Source organism: Pantoea sp. S-LA4 (genome assembly GCF_054482835.1).
The window spans coordinates 324,058-344,247 of record NZ_JBTLRC010000004.1; the positions used below are offsets into that span (position 1 = coordinate 324,058).

A 20,190-nucleotide genomic window follows, 5' to 3' on the forward strand; every position below is an offset into this window, starting at 1 on the left:
CATGAGCAAGCATCAACATCTGCAGGTGGTGCCCGCGCGTTATCCGGCCCGCACCCTTGGCGCGATCGTCGCCCTGTTTATTCTGGCTGGCGTCATTCAGTCGGTCGCGTTTAATCCGCGCTGGGAATGGGGCGTATTTGCCCGCTGGTTCTTCGATCCGGTGATCCTGCATGGGCTGGGGCAGACGCTGCTGCTGACGCTGCTCGGCACGGTATTCAGCCTGATTTTTGGCGGCCTGCTGGCGCTGGCCCGCCTCTCATCGTCATGGCTGCTGAGCAGTCTGGCCTGGGGATATATCTGGCTGTTCCGCTCGCTGCCGCTGATCGTCGTGCTGATCATCCTGTACAACTTCTCTTATCTCTACGACACCCTGTCGATCGGGGTCCCCTTTACCACGCTGTCGTGGGGAGCGTTTCAGACCATCAATGTGCTGGGACAGTTTCCGGCGGCGGTGATTGGCTTAACGCTGGTGCAGGCGGCTTACAGCGCGGAGATCATTCGCGGCGGGATTCTGGGTGTGGATCATGGCCAGGTTGAGGCCGCCTCCGCGCTGGGGCTGTCGGCAACCCGTCGCACCTTCCGCATCATTCTGCCGCAGGCGTTACGCGCCATCATTCCCACCGCCTTTAACGAAATCATCAGCCTGGCGAAGGGCACGGCGATGGTTTACGTGCTGGCGATGCCGGAGCTGTTTTACACCATCCAGATGATCTACAACCGCAACCAGGAAGTGATCCCGCTGCTGATGGTCGGTGCCGCCTGGTATCTGATTATTACCACCGTACTGTCGGTGATTCAGCACAGCGTTGAACGCTGGCTGGCCCGCAGCGTGACCCGTGAGCCGCAGCCGTCGCGCTGGCGGCAGTGGCGCAACCGCGTTACGCCGCTTAATCCAACCGAGGAGATCAGCCATGTCCGAAGCCATTGATTACCGCACATCACACACCACCGGTGCCATCAGCATTACCGGCGTCAGTAAAAGTTTTGGCAAACATAAAGCGCTGGATGGGGTTTCTCTGTCGCTGGCGCCGGGATCGGTGACGGTGATCCTCGGCCCTTCCGGCTCCGGCAAATCAACGCTGTTGCGCACCATCAACCATCTGGAGCGGGTAGATGAAGGGTTTATCCAGATCGATGGCGATTACATAGGCTATCAGCAACGCGGCGATAAGCTCTATGAACTGAAAGAGCAGGCGATCCTGCGTCAGCGCATCAACGTCGGCTATGTGTTTCAGAATTTCAATCTGTTCCCGCACCTCAGCGTGCTGGACAACCTGATTGAGGCACCGATTGCCCATCGCCAGCTCACCAAAGCGGCAGCGATACAGCGCGCCGGTGAACTGCTGGATATTGTTGGCCTGCGGCATAAAGCTGACGCCTGGCCGCGCCATCTGTCGGGCGGTCAGCAGCAGCGTATCGCCATCGCCCGCGCCCTGATGCTCAATCCCCGGGTGATGCTGTTTGACGAACCGACCTCGGCGCTCGATCCGGAACTGGTCGGCGAGGTGCTCGACGTGATTAAGAAGCTGGCGCGTTCCGGCACCACGCTGGTGATCGTCACTCACGAGATCGGCTTTGCCCGCGAAGTGGCGGATAACGTGGTGTTTATGGTCGATGGTCGGATCGTTGAGCAGGGCAGCACCACGCAGGTGCTGAACAATCCGCGTCATGAGCGAACCCGACGCTTCCTGGCGCGCGTACTGTGAGGGTGACGATGAAGCTGAATCCTCTGTCACTGCTGGTGCTGGCGCTGCTGGCGCCGCTGGGGGTTTCCGCCGCTGAGCAGCGTGATACCCGGCAAAATGAGACGCCGATTCATGCGCCCGCCAATCCGGCGGCGATCGCTAAAATTCCGGCCAGCTTTGCTTTTATTGAACCGGGAACCCTGACGGTGGCGACTTCCGCCACCAACTCACCACCGCTGTCGCTGCTGGGGTCGGATAATGTCTCACGCATTGGCAGCGATCCCGACATTGCCCGGCTGCTGGCCGACAGTCTGGGATTAAAGCTGAAGCTGGTGCCCGCTTCGTGGGAAGACTGGCCGCTCGGCATTAGCGCGGGCCGTTACGATGTGGCGATGTTCAATATCGCGGTGACCGAAGAGCGTAAAAAGAAGTTTGATTTCGCCACCTATCGCGCCGATAACCACGCCTTTTCGGTGAAAAGTGACAGCAAAATCACCACGATCAACGCGCCCGCTGACATCGCCGGTAAGCGCATCATCGTGGCCTCCGGCACCAATCAGGAGCGTATCCTGCTGAGCTGGGATGAGCAAAACCAGGCGAAAGGGCTGCCTGCGGTGACGCCGATCTATCTGACCGATGACGCCTCAGCCACGCTTTCTCTGCTGTCGGGACGGGCCGATGCGATGTTCGGTCCGCACTCGATGGCAGCCTGGAAAGTGGCTTCACGCGGCCAGACAAAGCTGGTCGGCAGCGGGCCGTTTCGCGCCTGGGTGGCGGTCACCACCAAAAAGGGCAATGGGCTGGCTCCGGCCCTGCAGGCCGCCATCGATGGTGCCATTCGCGGCGGGCAGTATCAGCAGGTGCTGACGCGCTGGGGTGAACAGGATGAAGCCATTGCCCACTCCACGGTCAATCCTCCTGGCATTCAGTACTGATGCCTCTCAGGCGCTTCGGCGCCGTTTATTCAGCGTTACCCTCCACGCCACAGAACCGTTGTCACGGCGATCGACCCCGGAATTGCGCTACACTCTCCAGCGTTAGTGATCTATCCTGCCCGCCTGTCGATTCAGCGCGCGGCGGAGCAATTAACCTGGAAGCCCCATGAAAATCAGATTCCTTTCTGCCAATGAGCAAAAGCTGGCGGAGGTGCGCAAAATCCTCGAACCTGTCGGGGTCGAAGTGTTGCCCATCTCCCGTCGCATCGAAGAGATCCAGACTGAAAATGAACTCGATCTGGTGCGCGATAAACTGACCAAAGCCTTTTCACTGATTGGGCGACCGCTCTTCGTCGAGCATACCGGACTCTATCTCGACGGCCTCAATGGCCTGCCTGCCGGGCTGACCCGCATTTTCTGGAACCGGCTGGATGCAGAACGCTTTACTGCCCTGGTTCAGGGACTCGACAGCCAGGCCGTGACGGCAAAAACCGTACTCGGCTACTGTGATGGCCGCAAGATGTACCAGTTTTCAGGTGAACTGCGCGGCACCATCGCCGCCGAGCCTGCCGGTACCCGCGGCTTTCAGTGGGACTGCGTCTTTATCCCGGAAGGCTACGATCAGACCTTCGCCGAAATGGGCGAGCTCAAGAATGAGATCTCCATGCGGCGCATCGCGCTCGATCGCTTCGCCACCTTTTTGAAAACGGCCCGGAGTGTTGCATGAAACCAGAACTTAAACGTGCCTATGACTCCGGTAAGCTGATTCTGTTTGCCGGTGCGGGCATCTCACGCAACCTTGGCCTGCCGGAGTGGCATGAGCTGATTGCCCATCTCGCCAATGAGCTGGGCTACGATCCTAAAATCTTCAATACCTACGGTACCCACCTGTCGCTGGCGGAATATTACAAACAGAAGAAAGGGTCACTCGGCCCGCTGCGCAGCTGGATGGATCGCGAATGGCACCGCCCGGATATTGATGTCCGGACGTCAGAAATTCACACCATGATTACCCAGGGCAACTTCTCGCGTATCTACACCACCAATTACGATCGCTGGCTGGAAGCGGCGCACGATGCGCATGGCGTTCCCTATTACAAAGTGGCTAATGCCGCCGACCTGGTGTCGCTGACCGAAGATAAGCGCCACATCATCAAGCTGCACGGTGATTTCGATGACGATACCTCTATCGTGCTCGATGAAAGCAGCTACTTTGAACGGCTCTATTTTGATTCACCGCTCGACATCAAACTGACCCATGACGTGATGGGCAATTCGGTGCTGTTTGTTGGCTACAGCATCAGCGATTTTAATATTCGTCTGCTGTTCTACCGCCTGACGAAAATGTGGGGCCGTACCGGGCTGGCCACCGCGCGTCCCAAGTCCTATCTGTTTACCAACCGCAATAATCCGGTGGCAAAAGAGGTACTGGGGCAGTGGGGCATCGAGATGATCGTCTCGGAAGAGGATGACCCGCGCAAAGCGCTGGCCGATTTTCTTGAGGAACTTCAGGTGTAACCGGCGACGCGGTTTCACCCCAAAACCTGCGCCCGGTTAAGGTTATGCGGCGTACAACCGATAAACTCTATTCTCTGCTGGAAAAGCATCAACGTCGTGATATACTGTATGTATACACAGTATCTGAGGGCAAAAACATGGCTGTCGAAACAAAATTTGTAGTAGTCAGAAAGGGTGAAGAGAAGATGACGTTTGCCAACAAGAAAGAGGCCGATGCCTACGACAAAATGCTCGATATGGCCGAAGCCTTCACCGACTGGCTGTTACAGCATCAACCCGCACTGGATGAGACGCAGGCAGAAACGCTGGGCTTGCTGATCGCTGAGCAGAAAGATGCCGTGCAGCATATTCTCCGCACCAGCAAACTGCCTGAGCCTGTGGCCGTCACTGCCGCTCAGCCTGAAACGGTGTCGGAGCGTTCTGATGACGCCGCCGTAGCAGAAACCGCCAGCAGCAAGAAAGTGCGCGCGGTGAAAGCAGCCTGATCCCCATCACGCCGGAAGCCATTTCCGGCGTGGTTATTTTACTGGCTGAGCGCGCGCATCATTCTCTCAGTCTGTTTTCACCTGATAGCGCGTGCTGCGCCCGCCACCTTCCAGCCGGTAAAGACAGCCTTTCTCCAGCAAATCCGCTAAATGACGCGTTGCCGTCGCCTTACTCACTTTTGCCACCTTCTGATACTGACTGGCACTGATCCCCTGTTCAAAACCCTGCTCGCCGCCATCCAGCAGCCGGTTCAGTACTTTTACCTGCTCTTTGCTCAGAGAGCGTTCCCGATGCTGTAGCCAGAAGCGCGCCCTGATCTGGGTGCGGGCGATGCTGTTCATCGCCTGTTGCAGGCTCTCATCCAGCATATCGAGGAACCACATCAGCCAGTCGGTGATATCCAGTCCGCCTTTCTGCGTCCGCTCCAGAATGCGGTAGTAGTCCGCCCGATGCGCCAGAATCGCCGGTGACATGGCATAGAGCCGGATGCTTTGACTGTCCGCCTGTGCCAGCGCCAGATCGGTTAAGGCACGCGTAATGCGGCCATTACCGTCATCAAACGGGTGCAGGGTAACAAACCAGAGATGGCAGATGGCGGCGCGCAGCAGCGGGTCCAGCATGACGTCCTGCTCGCTGCGGTTAAACCAGTCAATAAACTGCGTCAGCTGTGGCTCCAGTCCACTGCGCGGCGGCGCTTCAAAATGCACCGTTGGGCGATCGATCCGTCCGGAGATCACCTGCATTGGCTCACTGCCGCGTAGCGTACCCACGCTCAGACGCTGCACCGACCACTCATCGGCAGGAAACAGCCAGCGATGCCATTGGTAAAGACGCGCCAGCGTGAGCGGCTGGCTGCGGTTGTTAATGGCATCCAGCATCATCGCCGCCAGTCCCTCCGATCGATCCGAAACCGGATAAGGCTGTTGTTCGGTCACGCCTAAGCGGCGCGCCAGAGATGAACGTACCGACTGCACGTTCACCCGTTCTTCTTCAATCGCCGAGGAGGAGAGGATATTGCTGAGCAGAGTGTCGAGCGTTTGCTGTTCATCACTGACCTGCAGGCTGGCCCGGCCCAGCAGTACGCCTCGCTGCTGTTGCAGCTGCCGCAGGCGAGGCAGCAGCACAGCCTCCTGCCAGTAGAACTGTGGCCAGTCGGCCTGTTGCCAGATCCATTCTGTGGTCATATTCGGCTCATTTTCGGGTGAATGAGCCGAATAGCATCTTTTAATCGGCTCACATAATGAGTCAATAGTAGCGAATTTTTGGCTCAGAAGACAATCGATGCGGGAGTCATGCAGAAAAGAAAACAGGACCCGAAGGTCCTGTCTGTTTAGCGGGAGAACTGCAAAAAGGTGTCTGAATAGTAATGCACGATCCAGGCAACATACGCTAACCAGATAATCATTCCGCCTGCTAATCCAAGTTTACCGGCCATTGATTTCTCTCCACGATGATAAGGGACGACAACGTCTGTTTACATAAACTGACAGTAGTTGCGTCGGCCGATATTGCTGCAGATCAAAAAAAGCGGATTCATTGCTGAAGTCAGAACCCTTTGAGGATCAACTTCGCCGGCTTTACCTCATCTGACGTTCCCCAAGCCGCCGTTAAAGTTCAAAAAAACGGCGCCGATAGATGATCTCAGGAGCACGTAAACCACAAGGAGGTCGCAAAAAGGTAAATTCCAGGGGAACCAATATGGCCAGTCAGTTAAACGATAAAAAGAAGATGAGTACCCGGGCGCAGATGCTTATTACCGGCGGCCTGACCATTATGCTGGGATTTAGCGTGACGATCGGTGTTCTGAGCTGGCAGTCCGGTAAAGAGCAGAAGGCGCTGGCGGAAAAATATCTGCAGCAAATCGCGCAAAGCCGCGGCTTACAGGTGCAACAGGAGCTGAGTCATGCGCGCGATGTGGCCAGCCATCTGGGACAAAGCCTGATCGCCTTACCGCAGGCAGGCATTACGGATCGTAAAGTGGTCGATAAGATCATGGAATATTCACTGCGCGCCAATCCTGATTATCTGTCGATGTCAGTCATCTTCGAACCAAACGCCTTCGACGGTCGCGATGCCGAATTTGTTAACCAGCCGGGACAGGCCCCGCAGGGTCGCTATGCCTGGTTTGTGGATCGCGATCAGGCCGGTCATTACGCCATGCATCCGCTGCTCTCCATCCTGACTCCAGGCCAGGGTGACTACTACCAGATACCGCAGCAGTCGAAAAAAGATACCCTGATCGAGCCTTACAGCTACGCCTATAACGGCGTACCCACCTTGTTAACCTCGGTGGCGGCGGCGATCATCGATAAGGGCACCTTAAAAGCCATTGTGACCTCCGACATTTCACTGGCTTCGCTGCAACAGAAAGTTAATCAGATCAAACCCTGGCAGGGCAGCGGCTATGCACTGCTGCTTTCGAATGGCGGAAAGGTCGTCTCTTCACCGGTGAAAGAGGAAGCGGGCAAGCCGTGGAAAGGGGAAAGCGATCACTTCAGTTCACGGGTGATGCAGCATTTTGATGCGGTGCTGGGTGAAGAGGCGTTAGTGACCTGGCAACCGGTAGTGATTGGCGACAGCGATAAACCCTGGTATCTCGGGGTGGTGGCGCCGGTGAGTCAGGTGATGGCCGCCGCTAACCGGCAGCTCAGCTGGGCCATTGGCCTGATGGTGTTCAGCATTCTGCTGGTCGGCGCGGTGCTGGGCATGTTGTTCAGCCGTAAAGTGCTACGCCCGATTGGTGGCGAGCCGGCCGAAGCGGCCAAAATTGCGCTGGCCGTGGCGGAGGGCAAGCTCGACAATGCGATTGCAGTCAAAGCCGACGACCGCAGCAGCCTGTTCTTCGCCTTGCAGACGATGCAAAGCCAGCTGCGGAGCATTGTCGGCCAGATTAAAGATGCCAGTGAATCGGTGCGTCAGGGCGCGGGCGAAATTGCCAGCGGCAACCTTAACCTGGCATCCCGTACCGAGCAGCAGGCAGCCGCACTGGAACAGACCGCAGCCAGTATGGAGCAGATCAGCGCCACCATCCGCCTCAACGCCGATAACGCTCAGCAGGCAACCAGCCTGACAGAAAATGCCACTCATATCGCCAGTCGCGGTGCCACGCTGGTGGGCCAGGTGGTGCAGACGATGGCGCAGATCGATGACAGTTCGAAAAAGATCGGTGACATCACCACCATGATCAACAGCATCGCCTTCCAGACCAACATTCTGGCGCTCAATGCCGCGGTAGAAGCCGCGCGCGCGGGTGAGCAGGGACGCGGCTTTGCGGTGGTGGCATCTGAAGTCCGTAATCTGGCGCAGCGCAGCGCCAGTGCGGTGAAAGAGATCGCCGCGCTGATTGAAGAGTCAAGCGTGCGGGTCGAAAGCGGGGTCAGGCTGGTGAATGATGCCGGTAAGACCATGCAGGAGATGACACAGGCGGTCAATTCAGTGCAGGGCATTATTGGGGAGATCGTTTCCGCTTCTGATGAGCAGGCGCGCGGCATTACCCAGGTGACGATTGCGGTTAACGAAATGGATGGCACGACCCAGCAGAACGCCGCGCTGGTCCAGCAGATGTCGGCTGCGGCCAGTTCGCTGGAAGACCAGGCGCAGCAGCTGGCGCAGACGGTCGAGCAGTTCCACCTGGCTTAACCCGCCTGGGTGTCTGATAAGAGAAAAACCCGCCGATGGCGTAATGCCAGTCAGTTAAGCGGCAGGTGATAACGCAGTCTGGTGCCGCTCTGAAACTTCACAGTGTGTATTGTTAAAAAGGGCACGATGATAGAGGCCTGAGCGCCTCTGCTGCGAAAAGGGCTATCCGCAGCGCTGAGGCGCGAGGACGGCCCGGCAGCAGCAGAGGTGCTCAGGCCCGCACTCCGGCACGCTCGCCCAAAAAAAAAGCTGCCACATTTGACCGTGACAGCCTTTGCACATTTAACCCTGGCTGATCAGCATTACGCTGATGGCGGGTTTTTTGTGGGTTACTGTTCGATCAGGCGCTCACCGCTGTGCGCATCGAACAGGTGCATCTTGTCGGGATTTACAGTCACCGGCAGCGTACCGCCCGGCGTCGCGTCACTGCGCCCGCTCAGCTGCATATGCAGGGCAAAACCCTGCCAGTTCAGATGTAACAGTGTCGATTCACCAGTAATTTCGACGATACCGACATCAGCCGGTTGTCCATCGGGCGCGCTGATCAGGTCGTGAGGGCGAACGCCCAGCGTCACCGGCTGGTCCGCCTGCTCACGCGCCGCACGGTGCCAGCGTGACGGCAGCGGCAGCCACTGCTGACCACAGAGCACGCCCGGCTCGCCGTCACGCGGCTGGAACTGCGCATCCAGCAGATTCATCGGCGGCGAACCGATAAACCGGGCCACAAAGGTATTCACCGGACGATCGTAGATCGCCAGCGGCGCGCCCTGTTGCACGATAACGCCATCTTTCATCACCACAATCTGATCGGCCAGCGTCATCGCCTCGACCTGATCGTGCGTCACATACACCATGGTGGTTTTAAAGCGCTGATGCAGCGATTTGATCTCGGCACGCAGCTCCATGCGTAACTGGGCATCAAGGTTGGAGAGCGGTTCATCGAACAGGAACACCTGCGGATTGCGCACCATTGCACGTCCCATCGCCACGCGTTGCCGCTGGCCGCCCGAGAGCGCCCGCGGATACCGCTGCAACAGCTGGCCGATGCCGAGAATCCCGGCAATGCGGGCAATCTTGCTCTTCTGCTCGTCGCGCGCCACCTTTTTGACCTGCATATGAAACGCCAGGTTCTCGGCGACCGTCAGGTGCGGGTAGAGCGCATAGCTCTGAAACACCATTGCGATATCGCGGTCGGCGGGATCGAGATCGTTGATGCGTTTTTTATCGAGCATGATCGCGCCGTCAGAGACGCTATCCAGACCCGCCAGTAAGCGCAACAGCGTCGATTTACCACAGCCAGAAGGACCGACCAGCACGGTAAAGCTGCCATCGGGAATGGTTAAGTCCAGCGGGTGCAGCACACTCTGCTTACCGTAGCGCTTCGCCACCTGTACAAGTTCAACACTGGCCATAATTAGCGCACCTCGTTTGAAAGTTGGAGTTGTTGCCAGCCGGGATAGCGGCGCGGCGAGCTGCTGATCGCCTGTGAAGCGACCTCAATTCCCCAGCGCAGCGCCGTCGACGCCGCGTGACGGTAGAGCAACGCCGCCAGAAATCCGGCATTGAAGCTGTCTCCGGCACCGATGGTATCGACCACCGTCACCGGTTGTGCCGCCACGTGCAGCGTCTGGGTGGCAGACCACAGCCGCGCGCCGTCTGCGCCGCTTTTCACTACACAGCCACCGCGTCCACTGAGCCGGGATGCCAGTTGGGCCGCGCTCTGTTCCAGTGAGTCATCATTGGCCAGGCCGCGCGTTTCGACCTCGTTCAGCAACAGCCAGTCACAATCAGCTAACCAGCGATGAACCTGGTGACGGAGATCGTCGCTCCAGCCTGCGGGCGGCCAGCCAGTATCGACCGCTACCGTAAATCCTCGTTGCTGTAACGCCGCCAGCAGCCTCGGATAGGCCTGATAGAGTTCCAGACAGAGAAAGGTTCCGCACAGCAGCACAATATCGCCCGGTGTGGCCTGTGCGGGCAGCTGTTTCAGCACATCCTCAGCCGTCATTTGCGTGATGTGTCCAAAATTGCTGATAAATGAGCGCTCGTTGTCAGGATGCGTCACGCCCACCGTCAGCGAGGTTTCGCAGGCATAACGCGGCCAGTGCGCCGCACTATGCGGAAAGTGACCGGCGAGCCACTGACTGAATCCATCATTGCCCTGGTTGGCGATGGCACGGTGCGGCACCTGCATCGCTTCCAGCGCCAGCGCACAGTTACCGGCGGAACCACCCGGACGCAGCTCGCTGTGTTGTAGCATCACTTCGGTACCGCGCTGTGGCCAGTCGCTGAGCGTGCCCATGATCAAATCCACATTAATATTGCCCACTACGTAAAGCGTGGATGAAGTCGTGTTTAGCATCGTTATCCCTTACTTCCGCCGCTGGCCAGACCGCTAACCAGCGTCTTCTGCAGCCAGATGGCGATAAACAGTGGCGGCACCGAGGCCAGAATGCCGATCGCGGCGATCAGCCCGTCATCGGTGGCCCGTCCGGCGGTAAAGCCAGCAATGGCGACCGGCAGCGTCTGGGCCGCAATATTGCTGGTAAACAGCAGCGCATAGAAAAATTCATCCCACGCCAGCAGCCAGCCAAACAGTGCAGCCGCGCCCAGCACCGGCTTTGCCAGCGGCAGGGTTATACGCAGCAGCACCTGCCAGAAACGCAGACCATCAAGGCGCGCAGCCTGTTCAATGTCACGCGGCAGCGAATCAAACTGGTTCTTCAGCATCCAGGTCAGGAACGGCAGGATCAGCGAGCAGTAGACGATCACCAGGCCTGGCCGGGTATTGAGCAGATCCAATTGCTGCAGCAGGAAGTAGAGCGGCAGCACAAAGGCGACTGGCGGCACCATGTATATCGCCAGTGCGCCAAACAGCCAGCCGTCGCGACCCGCGTAACGTGAGAAGCTGAAGGCCGCCGGAATCGCCAGCAGCAGCGAGATGGCTGTCGCCACACTGGCGACCAGCAGACTGTTACCCAGCGCGTGCAGAAAGATGTTGCCCGGCTGGTCAGGGGCCAGCGAAACCAATCCGTGATAGCGGCTGAAATCCCACTGCCGTGGCAGCCACTCCAGCGGAACACGCGACAGATCGCTGGCCGAACTGACACTCATCAGGAACAGCCAGCCCATAGGGGCCAGGATGCTGATCGCCACCAGCAGCGCCGCAGCATAGCGCAACACCCGCCGCAGTTTAGTTTTCATAAGCAGAGCTCCGGCGGCGCTGACGCCATAACATCAGCAGATACAGGGTGATCAGCAGGGCGCACATCAACGTCATCAGCATGGCATAGGCCGCACCGCTGCCGGCTCGCAGATAGCTGAAAGATTCCTGATAGACGAAAAAGCTCAGGGTCTTAGTGCTGTCCACCGGTCCGCCACGCGTCATCACGTAGATAATGTCGAAGATCTTAAAGGCATCAATGGTGCGCAGGACCAGCGCGACGCCAAGCGGGGCAACAATTGCCGGAAAGGTGATGGCCCGGAAGCGACGCCAGGCGGAAGCACCATCCAGCCTGGCCGCTTCAAACAGATCCTCAGGGATCGATTGCAATGCAGCCAGCACCAGTAGCGTTACCAGCGGATAGTTTTTCCAGATATCTGCGAACATCACCGCATTGAGCGCGGCATCCGGTGAGCCCAGCCAGCTGCGGTAACCGTCAATGATCCCGAGCTGGGTGAGCAAGGCATTAATGCTGCCGTAGTCCGGGTTAAAGTTAAGCCGCCACATCATGGCGTTGACGATGGTCGGCAGCGCCCACGGCAAGATCACCAGCACCCGCAGGATATTGCGACCCGCAAACTTCTGGTTAAGCAGCAGCGCCACCAGTACACCAATGATCCCCTCCAGGGTGACGGAGACCACGGTGAAGTAGAGCGTACGGCCAATCGACGCCCGAAAATCGGGATCGCTCAGCGCATAGGCGTAATTTTCCAGTCCGATCCAGCCTGGCGTTTCACCGCTGCCAATCAGCGCTGCATCGGTGAAACTGAGCCAGATGGTGCGCAGTAAAGGCCAGGCGGTAAGCAACAGCATCACCAGCAGCATGGGTGCCAGCAGCACCCATGCCTGACGCTGTTCGCGTTGACGCAAACTCAGCATCATGACTCCTTAACGCAGGCGCGCAGCGCTTTTATCCACCGCCGCCATTGCATCCTGGGCCGTGGTTTTACCCAGTAACACCTGCTGCAACTGCTGCTGAAGCTGGTTCGACAGACGGGAGTAGTCAGCGGTTTCCGGACGTGACAGCATCACGTTGAGTGACTTATCAGCCGCCGCGATCAGACTCTCCTGATCTTTTTGCACCGCCGGGTCCTGATAAGAGGATTTCCAGATCGGCAGGCTGAGTCGGGCATATTGATTCTGTACCGGCTGTGAAGTCATGTACTGAATGTACTGCCACGCCTGCTCCGGATGGGTGCTGCCTTTAGCGATACCCAGCCCCATTGATCCGTTGACGCCGCCCGCCTGGCCCGGTGCATCACCTGGCGCAGGCATTATGCCGACGTCGCCCGCCACCTTACTCTGCTTCGGATCGTTCGCCATGTTGTACATGTAGGTCCAGTTCAGCGCGAACGCTGCATCGCCGTTGGAGAAGGATTTACGGACATCTTCTTCCAGATACTCGCGTGAGGCCGGATTACTCAGCCCGTCATCGAGCGAACTTTTCATCAGGTTTAGCGCTTTAAGCGACGCCGGGCTGGAGAAGTTGAGCTTGCCGTTTTGATAGAACTGCCCGCCAAAGCCCGATACCAGCGTGGTGTAATCACACACCAGCGCTTCAGCCTGCGACCAGCTCCAGACCAGCGGATAGTTGACGATCTTTTTCTGCTTGATGATTTTTGCGTCATCCAGCACCTGCTGCCAGGTTTGTGGCGGGGTGGTGATGCCCGCTTTGCTCAGCATCGCCTTGTTGTAGTAGAGATATTTGGTATCCAGAATCCACGGCATCCCCAGGGTTTTGCCTTTATAGATCACCGTGTTCATCGCGCCAGGAAAGACCTTATCCTTTTCTTCCGGAGTAATTCGGGCACTCACATCCTGCAGCAGATCGAAACGGGTAAATTCAGCGGGCCAGATGGCATCGAACAACACCACGTCATAGCCGTTGCCGCCGGCACCACGCGCCGCAACAATTTTGTCGTGCAGCGCTTCATACGGCACGAATTCCAGATTGACGCTGACGTCCGGATGCTGCTTTTGGAAATTTTGCGTCATGGCGCGAATATCATTTTCGCTGTAGGCCGCCTGCGTCATAAACAGGGCATTGATCTGGCTGGCCGCAACGGCACTGCCGGCGCTGAGCATCAGCAGGGCGGCAGTGCCCGCTTTGAGTTGAGGATTAAAACGCTGTGACATGATCTTCTCCACTTTGCAGCAACAGGATGTCGATTAATTAAATCAATTTGATTGATTTAATCGGGGGCGTAATCTGGCGCAGTAAATGCACTGACCTGAAAAGGAATAAGCAAACGGCGTGCCACAAACGATGGACCAGATGAAACAATGCCGTAACAATGCTGAAACTCAGACTGCGCTTTTACACCATAACTGCCTATCCTGTTGGCATGAATTTGTGTGCAGGATCAAAGATATTATTTGCCCGCACCGCGTCAGGGACTAATACTGTCGGTCCCGCTGAAATGGAAAACAACATGAAAACCTCGGGCACTAACCTTGAACATGCGCGGGCGCACAATCGACGCGTGGTCATTGAAGCCATTCGTCTGCATGGCGAGCTGACGCGCGCTGAACTGGCGCGCATGACAGCGCTGACGCCGCAGACGGTCTCCAATATAGTGGCGGAACTGGAGCAAGCAGAACTGCTGACCAGCCGCCAGCCGCGCCGCAGCGGGCGCGGTCAGCCCTCGATTCCGGTGACGCTGAATCCCACCAGCGCCTGGTCGATTGGCATTCATCTCGATCATCAGACGCTGCTGCTGGTGCTGGTCGATCTTAGCGGTGAAGTACACCTGCGCCGCCTCATCATGGTGCAAAAGCCCCAGCCCGCTGCCACCCTGGCGCGCATTGCTGGCGTGCTGGATGAGATGCGCACCTTTCTCGGCGCGCAGTGGCAAAAGGTGCTGGGTATTGGCGTGGTGATGCCGGGGCCATTTGGCGTTGAAGGCATTTCTTCGGTAGGTCCGACAACGCTGAACGGCTGGGAACAGGTTGATATTGAAGCCGAACTCAGAACCCTCAGCGGGTTGCCGGTTACGCTGGAGAACGATGCCACGGTCGCCGCCATCGGCGAACGCTTTCACGGTGTGGCACGCCAGCTCAGCTCCTTTATCTATCTCTACATCGGCACCGGTCTGGGCGCGGGAATCTTCACCGACGGCCATATCTATACCGGGCACGCTCACAACGCCGGGGAAATAGGGCACATCGTGGTCGAACCGGGTGGGCGCGACTGCTACTGCGGCAATCAGGGCTGCCTTGAGCGTTACGTCTCGCTACAGGCCGCCTACGAATTTTGCGGGCTGGACCCGATGCGCGCGCTACCAGAGGATCTGTTGCAGATCGAACCCTCACGTTTTGCCGCGTGGATTGACAGCGTGCTGGTTCCGCTGCGGCAGGCGATCAATATTCTGGAGTCGGTTTTTGATGCTGAGGCGGTGATTATTGGCGGGATGATGCCTGCGCCGTTACTGGAGCAGATGGTGCAGCGTTTGCCGCCGCTTTATCAGTCGGTGCGCGGACGCTATCTGAATGCGATGCGCCTGAAAACCGGCATGACCGGCAGTGATACCGCTGCGCTGGGCGCGGCCGCCTTACCGATCTTTGATGAGTTTAATCCCCAGTTTCAGGTGCTGATGAAGCAGGCGTGAACCGGGCGCTGCCTGAGAGCAGCGCCCGACAGATTAGCCCGGATAGATACCGCGATCTTTACGCGCCATCAGAATACGCTCACAGGCCACAATATAAGCCGCGGTGCGCAGTGAACAATCTTTCTCTTTGGCTTTCTCCCAGACGTGGACCATCGCTTCCGTCATGATCTTGTCAGAGCGACGGTTAATTTCATCTTCGCTCCAGAAGAAACTCGCCATGTCCTGTACCCACTCGAAGTAGCTGACCGTGACGCCGCCGGCGTTACAGACCACATCCGGTACCACAATGATGCCGCGCGTCGCGAGCATGTCGTCAGCGTCGGGGTAGGTGGGACCGTTGGCGCCTTCCAGCACGATTTTGCAGCTCAGGACTTCCGCTCGTTCACGGGTAATCTGACCTTCCAGCGCCGCCGGGATCAGAATGTCCATCTCTGTGGTCCAGAACGCCTCTTTCTCAATCGCCTGCGCGCCGGGGAAGCCAGCAATCTGCTTGTGAGCAATCTGCCATTCCGTCAGGGCGGCCATGTCGATGCCATCGGTGTTGAGCAGCGTGGCGGTGTGATCCTGAATCAGCACAACCCGTGCGCCAGCCTCATCAAACAGGCGGGCCGCTTCGCTACCCACGTTACCAAAACCCTGAACCGCAACGCGTGCGCCTTCAATCTCAATACCGGCACGGCGTGCCACTTCGCGTCCGGTGATAAACACCCCGCGGCCGGTGGCTTTTTCACGACCCAGGGAGCCGCCGAGGTGAATCGGCTTGCCGGTGACAACGCCAGTAATCGTTGTGCCGTGGTTCATGGAGTAGGTATCCATCATCCACGCCATGACTTTGCTGTTGGTGCCGACGTCTGGCGCAGGAATATCTTTTTGTGGCCCGATGATGATGCCGATCTCACTGGTATAACGGCGAGTCAGTCGCTCAAGTTCACCGTCGGACAGTTTGAAAGGATCAACGCGGATTCCGCCCTTGGCACCACCGTAGGGCAGGTTAACTGCAGCACACTTGATGGTCATCCAGGCGGAGAGCGCCATCACTTCGTTGAGATCAACATCCGGATGATAGCGAATGCCGCCTTTGCCCGGACCGCGTGAAAGGTTGTGCTGAACGCGATAGCCTTCGAAATGGCGGATTGAGCCATCGTCCATTTGCAGAGGGATATCAACAATCAATGCACGTTTTGGATGACGCAAAGTATCTATCCAACGTGAAAGATCGCCTAAATAGGGCGCAACCCGGTCGATTTGTTGTAAGTAGGTGGACCAGGCAGATGTACTGCTTTCAGACGCATAAGATAACTTATCCATAAAAAACCTTTCTTAATGAAGTTATTTATTGTGTGGAGCCGGGAAAGTAGAGCGCGTTGTAGCGCGCCGACATAATCTAACACTCCTGAAACAAATAAGATGTGGAGCCACCCCCGTACAGGGAGGCAGTTGCGCCATTTTGGGGCAATATCAGTGAATAATTATCCGAAAAACAGCAGCGCCATAGGCGAATAATCATGCGCGGTGAGCGCATAGTGACTGCATAAATCAGCAAATATCACCATTTTTCAGATCTTTGAAGGCCTTCAAAAAGTTAAATAATTGATCCAGTCGATATTGACTTTGCTGCACCAATTAAGTGCATGAGAATAAGTAATCAAAGGATTACATTAAGTAATGGGTCAGGTCAGGATAGCGAAGCATTATCAGGTAATTAGCGCTTACTGGTCGCTGTGGGGAAAATAACGGAGAAATGAAAGGGGAGATATCGCGAGCCAGCCGTGCAGCTGGCCCGATAAAATTACTGCTGCAGTGCCTGTTCAGCTTCCTGCAGTTCCTGACGTGCTTCTGCCAGTTTCTGCTGACGCTTTTCGATTTTACTGGCGCTACGGCCTTCCGCCTGCGCTTTTGCCAGTTCCTGTTCGCGCTCCTGAACTTTAGCCTTTTTCTCTGCCACTTTTTCCTGCCGTTGTTGCAACAGTCCGCTGTCAGAACAGTTCGCATTCACTTCACTCAGCGCTTTTTCGAGACCGGCAATCTGGTGCGTATTGCTGTGCTGGCGAGCATAAGAGAGCTGAGTTTCAATCTCCTGCTTCTTCGCGGCACAACCGGTGAGAGAGCTGTCGGCATGAGCCGCAGTAAAAGTGAAAGGCAACAGGGAGAAGCTAAGGGCAAGCAACGTTTTTTTCATAATCGTCTCGTCAATGAGTCTGTGTGGTTGCGTCAGTATACGCAGCCAGCTTAAGAGATTCTTAACCGAAAAAAATATCTGCCAGAGACGGGAAGAGAAAAGGAGGAAAGAAAGGAGAAGGCTGCCTGCAGTCAGGCAGCAGAAGAGGTTTTCGCCTGCATCATATAGTGCAGGTTACGGTCCGGGCCGCTCAGCATCACCGGATTGCCCGCCTGGCGCTGCTGTTCAAAATAGTCCTGCATCGTCTGGCTGATGCCCGCGCCACACCACATGATGTGATGCTGATGCAGATCGGTTTTCATCGCCGGCTGGCCGGTAACATGCGAGGCAATATCGACGTCGAAGCCCATCGCGGAAAGCCGGATCGCTTCAATCCAGATTTCGGTTTCGTCGCGTACGCTCACCGCTTCCAGAAATAGCGGAATGGACTCTTCACTGCGCGAGGAAGCGCGCATGACTTTATCCGCCTGATGCTGCACCGTTTGCTGAAAACGATCCAGCCGGCGTCCGGCACCCTGTCGACGGTCGGCGCGCAGCCAGTCGCTGAGTGGACGTAACAGGTTATAGATAAAATCATCACCGCTGTAGTCGCTGGACATCTGATGCATCTGACGCGATAGCGACAGCGGTGTACCAAATTCAAGCTGCCACAACATATCGCCTTTACGCGCAGCCCAGCCCGAAGTCATGATCGCGGATGCGCTATCCTGACCCTGTTTAATTTCCTGCAGCGTGGCACCGGTTGCGGTTAACGCGACCAGACTGCGCACTTCGTTTAACTGTGCGTCACTCCAGTGCTTCAGCGGGTGCTGCGGCGATAATAAGCCCTGTTTCATCCAGCGTTTCAGGTTCGCCGGATGGGTACCCGTAATCGCACAGATGGTTTCAGTAGTATGAGAATGCATATCGTGCCCTCTGCTGAGGGAAAGGCCGCCGGACTTGACCGGGGATGAACAACCACTATGAACCTCATAAAGGCAAATTGATAGGGGTTGAACTGAGACAAAACAGCCTGCTACGCGCCTGACGCTGCGCTTATTCGCCCTGAAAAGCGGGTTATTCTTAGGCTGTTCAGGTGGTTAAATGATCAGGTATCCCCGCGGGAAAAGCCTGTGTATTTACTCAGTAAAGTTTTCTCAGGCTACAACAGCTTATGTAAACAGCGAACACCCCCGTTTTTAAGAGCATGCTGAGCTCTCTTTCCCTTTCATCCCCCGGCTAAAACGCTAAAATAGTCGGTTCAAATGACCAGGAGAAAGACTGCCAAATGCGTTATCGTTTTACACTTGCCGTTGCGACGGCTGCCGTTGTGTTGACCGGTTGTGCCAGACATGGCGCTACTGATGCTGCCACCGATTTTGCTGCTGGCCCTACGCAGATTGATGTCTCACACATCAAGACCCGCGCAGATGATGGCTCTAATGTCTTTTTAACCGTTGATGGCAAAGATGCGGGTGAGTTGCCTGATGGTCAGAGCAAATTGCTGCATGTTCCGGCAGGAAAGCATCAGGTGGGCGGTTATGTTCCGACTCTGTTCGGGCTCGGGCGCGTCACTATTGCTCCGATAGAGGTGACAACGTCACCTGAGGACGTCAAAAAAGTGGCCTATACCGTCACGCGTAATAAGGCGAGCTTTGTAGAACATCCGGACGAGCAGGGTTAACAGCGAATCGGGAGCGCAGCGGAAAGCCAGGCTTTCCGCTGGGTGAATCTGCATACAGGCTGTTTACAGGCCGAGCTCGCTGAGCGAAGGATGATCATCAGGACGGCGACCCTGAGGCCAGTGAAACAGTCTTTGCTCCTCAGGGATCGCCAGATCGTTAATGCTGGCGTAGCGCTGCATCATCAAACCGTTGTCGTCAAACGCCCAGTTCTCATTGCCATAGGAGCGAAACCACTGGTGATGGGCATCGTGCCATTCATAGGCAAAACGGACGGCAATCCGGTTGCCATCAAAACTCCACAGCTCCTTAATCAACCGGTATTGCTGCTCGCGTAGCCACTTCTGCTGCAGAAAAGCGACAATTTCCCTGCGGCCGGTAATGAAAAGATCGCGATTACGCCATTGGCTGTCGGCGGTATAAGCCAGTGAGACCCGTTCAGCATCACGACTGTTCCAGGCATCTTCTGCCAGACGCACTTTTTCAATAGCCTGTTGCGCCACGCTAAACGGCGGCAAAGGCGGACGTGCATTTTCCATCTTTATCTCCCCGCGCTTGCAATCAGGCTGAGCCGCAGCATTGACCCGTCAATCAGAGTTCGATGGCATGGATCTGGCTGACCGCGCGCGCCGCTTCTTTGCCTTTCTTCACGAAGTGCTCAGTGTAGAAATCGATAAATTCCGGCGCTGGCTGGAAGTTGTGCGGCGTCAGCGACACGGAGAAAATCGGCACATTGGTGGCCAGCTGAGCCTGCATCAGACCGCTGACTACCGCCTGCGCAACGAAGTCGTGGCGATAGATACCGCCATCGACCACCAGTGCGGCACAGACTACGGCATCGAATTTTCCGGTCTGCGCAAGACGTTGCGCCAGCAGCGGCATTTCAAAAGCGCCGGGAACATCCCATGTTTTGATCTCATACGGCGTCCCGCGACTCTCCAGTTCCTGCTCAAATCCGGACAGGGCCTGGGAAACGATTTCGCTATGCCAGTTAGCTTTGATAAAGGCGACTTTCAACGGCTGCATGACTTACTCCAGTTAAGATGACATCCGGGGGAAAATGGGCCAGGTCAACATCCTGCGCCACCGGATTAATAGTTTTAGCCCGGAAAGCCACGCTTTCCACCCTGTCGGCGAGCCTCTGATGGCCCGCGGGTTGGCACGGTCAGATACCCAGCGGCGGACAAATCAGGTTGTCCTGCTGCCCCATAGCCGGGGCGCTGGGCAGCGTCGAAGGCGGATTCGAGCGCTACGAT

At 56.8% G+C, this 20,190-nt stretch carries 20 protein-coding genes; 9 read left to right on the plus strand and 11 right to left on the minus strand.

Annotation, left to right across the window (positions count from 1 at the left end):
- Position 1: 1 nt before the first annotated feature.
- The 6 genes from ACX3P5_RS22040 (at position 2) to ACX3P5_RS22065 (ending at position 4,623) form a co-directional block, all read left to right on the plus strand.
- The gene (locus ACX3P5_RS22040) at positions 2–928 is read left to right on the plus strand and encodes an amino acid ABC transporter permease (protein ID WP_233988762.1); all 927 of its coding nucleotides are present in this window, start codon (positions 2–4) and stop codon (positions 926–928) included.
- Positions 912–1,706, plus strand: coding sequence for an amino acid ABC transporter ATP-binding protein (locus ACX3P5_RS22045; RefSeq protein ID WP_233988761.1), 795 nt, complete (start codon positions 912–914; stop codon positions 1,704–1,706). Before ACX3P5_RS22040 ends, ACX3P5_RS22045 begins: the two co-directional genes overlap by 17 nt.
- An 8-nt stretch (positions 1,707–1,714) precedes the next feature.
- A complete protein-coding gene (locus tag ACX3P5_RS22050) occupies positions 1,715–2,620 on the plus strand; it encodes an ABC transporter substrate-binding protein (protein WP_336756164.1) in 906 nt (301 codons plus the stop codon).
- A gap of 166 nt (positions 2,621–2,786) precedes the next feature.
- Positions 2,787–3,347 (plus strand): non-canonical purine NTP pyrophosphatase, encoded by a 561-nt coding sequence (locus ACX3P5_RS22055; protein ID WP_233988759.1) that lies wholly within the window; start codon positions 2,787–2,789, stop codon positions 3,345–3,347.
- Positions 3,344–4,138: an SIR2 family protein gene (locus tag ACX3P5_RS22060; protein ID WP_233988758.1), complete on the plus strand. Its 795-nt coding sequence runs from the start codon at positions 3,344–3,346 to the stop codon at positions 4,136–4,138. Before ACX3P5_RS22055 ends, ACX3P5_RS22060 begins: the two co-directional genes overlap by 4 nt.
- A gap of 137 nt (positions 4,139–4,275) precedes the next feature.
- Positions 4,276–4,623: a YebG family protein gene (locus tag ACX3P5_RS22065; protein ID WP_458969400.1), complete on the plus strand. Its 348-nt coding sequence runs from the start codon at positions 4,276–4,278 to the stop codon at positions 4,621–4,623.
- Positions 4,624–4,689: 66 nt separating this feature from the next.
- On the opposite strand, the gene ACX3P5_RS22070 is transcribed toward ACX3P5_RS22065, so the two are convergent.
- On the minus strand, positions 4,690–5,808 hold the full coding sequence (locus tag ACX3P5_RS22070) for a Fic family protein (protein WP_458969401.1): 1,119 nt from the start codon (positions 5,806–5,808) through the stop codon (positions 4,690–4,692).
- A 514-nt stretch (positions 5,809–6,322) separates the two neighbouring features.
- Between ACX3P5_RS22070 and ACX3P5_RS22075 the strand changes: the two genes are divergently transcribed.
- Positions 6,323–8,263 carry a methyl-accepting chemotaxis protein gene (locus ACX3P5_RS22075; protein WP_458969402.1) on the plus strand — a complete coding sequence of 647 codons (1,941 nt, stop codon included), beginning with the start codon at positions 6,323–6,325 and terminating at the stop codon, positions 8,261–8,263.
- A gap of 329 nt (positions 8,264–8,592) precedes the next feature.
- Here ACX3P5_RS22075 and ACX3P5_RS22080 read toward each other — a convergent pair whose 3' ends face one another.
- From ACX3P5_RS22080 to ACX3P5_RS22100, 5 genes are read right to left on the minus strand one after another with little or no spacing between them, the layout of a single operon-like run.
- On the minus strand, positions 8,593–9,675 hold the full coding sequence (locus tag ACX3P5_RS22080; protein ID WP_233988754.1) for an ABC transporter ATP-binding protein: 1,083 nt from the start codon (positions 9,673–9,675) through the stop codon (positions 8,593–8,595).
- A 2-nt stretch (positions 9,676–9,677) separates the two neighbouring features.
- Positions 9,678–10,625, minus strand: a complete 948-nt coding sequence (locus tag ACX3P5_RS22085) for a carbohydrate kinase family protein (RefSeq protein ID WP_458969403.1) — start codon at positions 10,623–10,625, stop codon at positions 9,678–9,680.
- Between the two features lie 2 nt (positions 10,626–10,627).
- Complete coding sequence (locus ACX3P5_RS22090) at positions 10,628–11,467, minus strand: carbohydrate ABC transporter permease (RefSeq protein ID WP_233988752.1); 840 nt, start codon at positions 11,465–11,467, stop codon at positions 10,628–10,630.
- A complete protein-coding gene (locus ACX3P5_RS22095; RefSeq protein WP_233988806.1) occupies positions 11,457–12,365 on the minus strand; it encodes a carbohydrate ABC transporter permease in 909 nt (302 codons plus the stop codon). Before ACX3P5_RS22095 ends, ACX3P5_RS22090 begins: the two co-directional genes overlap by 11 nt.
- Before the next feature lie 9 nt (positions 12,366–12,374).
- The gene (locus ACX3P5_RS22100; RefSeq protein ID WP_458969404.1) at positions 12,375–13,622 is read right to left on the minus strand and encodes an extracellular solute-binding protein; all 1,248 of its coding nucleotides are present in this window, start codon (positions 13,620–13,622) and stop codon (positions 12,375–12,377) included.
- A 296-nt stretch (positions 13,623–13,918) separates the two neighbouring features.
- Between ACX3P5_RS22100 and ACX3P5_RS22105 the strand changes: the two genes are divergently transcribed.
- Complete coding sequence (locus ACX3P5_RS22105) at positions 13,919–15,094, plus strand: ROK family transcriptional regulator (protein ID WP_458969405.1); 1,176 nt, start codon at positions 13,919–13,921, stop codon at positions 15,092–15,094.
- A 33-nt stretch (positions 15,095–15,127) separates the two neighbouring features.
- Here ACX3P5_RS22105 and ACX3P5_RS22110 read toward each other — a convergent pair whose 3' ends face one another.
- The 3 genes from ACX3P5_RS22110 to ACX3P5_RS22120 form a co-directional block, all read right to left on the minus strand.
- Entirely contained in the window at positions 15,128–16,402 is a 1,275-nt protein-coding gene (locus ACX3P5_RS22110; protein ID WP_233988749.1) for a Glu/Leu/Phe/Val family dehydrogenase, read from the minus strand.
- A gap of 481 nt (positions 16,403–16,883) precedes the next feature.
- Positions 16,884–17,273 carry a DUF1090 domain-containing protein gene (locus ACX3P5_RS22115; protein ID WP_233988748.1) on the minus strand — a complete coding sequence of 130 codons (390 nt, stop codon included), beginning with the start codon at positions 17,271–17,273 and terminating at the stop codon, positions 16,884–16,886.
- Positions 17,274–17,404: 131 nt separating this feature from the next.
- Positions 17,405–18,178, minus strand: coding sequence for a MerR family transcriptional regulator (locus ACX3P5_RS22120; RefSeq protein WP_233988747.1), 774 nt, complete (start codon positions 18,176–18,178; stop codon positions 17,405–17,407).
- A 362-nt stretch (positions 18,179–18,540) separates the two neighbouring features.
- Here ACX3P5_RS22120 and ACX3P5_RS22125 point away from each other — a divergent pair, with 362 nt between their 5' ends.
- The gene (locus ACX3P5_RS22125) at positions 18,541–18,936 is read left to right on the plus strand and encodes a hypothetical protein (protein ID WP_233988746.1); all 396 of its coding nucleotides are present in this window, start codon (positions 18,541–18,543) and stop codon (positions 18,934–18,936) included.
- A gap of 63 nt (positions 18,937–18,999) precedes the next feature.
- On the opposite strand, the gene ACX3P5_RS22130 is transcribed toward ACX3P5_RS22125, so the two are convergent.
- Both ACX3P5_RS22130 and ACX3P5_RS22135 read right to left on the minus strand, forming a co-directional pair.
- Positions 19,000–19,473, minus strand: a complete 474-nt coding sequence (locus ACX3P5_RS22130; protein WP_336756177.1) for a nuclear transport factor 2 family protein — start codon at positions 19,471–19,473, stop codon at positions 19,000–19,002.
- Positions 19,474–19,525: 52 nt separating this feature from the next.
- Positions 19,526–19,960: a 6,7-dimethyl-8-ribityllumazine synthase gene (locus tag ACX3P5_RS22135; RefSeq protein ID WP_233988744.1), complete on the minus strand. Its 435-nt coding sequence runs from the start codon at positions 19,958–19,960 to the stop codon at positions 19,526–19,528.
- Positions 19,961–20,190 lie beyond the last annotated feature (230 nt).